This window comes from Mesorhizobium sp. M4B.F.Ca.ET.143.01.1.1 (genome assembly GCF_004792275.1).
GTDB lineage: Bacteria > Pseudomonadota > Alphaproteobacteria > Rhizobiales > Rhizobiaceae > Mesorhizobium > Mesorhizobium abyssinicae.
In genome coordinates this window covers 1-368 of sequence record NZ_SRSR01000154.1, presented here as the reverse complement: position 1 = coordinate 368, position 368 = coordinate 1, and the positions used below count along the sequence as shown (strand labels likewise).

The window sequence follows — 368 nt, the reverse complement described above, 5'->3', positions numbered from 1 at the left end:
GCTATCCGGAGGGCTTCGATCCGACAGGCGAGGTGACGCTGGTGGTGCGTCCCGAGCATGCCGACCTGGTGCCCGATCCGACCAAGGGCACGATCGCTGGAACGCTTTCCAACATCGTCTATTTCGGCACCGATACGCATTACCACGTGAGGCTCGACGGCGGTGAGAACTTCATCGTGCGCCATCAGAACAGCCGCTCGTCTCCGGTGACCTACGAGACCGGCGCCAAGGTCGGCATCCAGTTCGAGGAGGACGCCGCCCGCGTCCTGAAAGACTGATGACGACAGCCGCGCTCTCCCCGACCATGATCTCCAAGGCCGCGTTGTTCGAAGCCCAGGCCGTGAAGACCAGCGCAAGACGCAACCGGC

Annotated in this window: 1 protein-coding gene; it reads left to right on the top strand. The window is 63.6% G+C overall.

Annotated features, from left to right (window positions below; genetic code table 11):
* A partial coding sequence (locus EN786_RS36405; protein WP_135910092.1) for a TOBE domain-containing protein occupies positions 1-278 on the top strand: 278 nt, incomplete at its 5' end.
* Positions 279-368 lie beyond the last annotated feature (90 nt).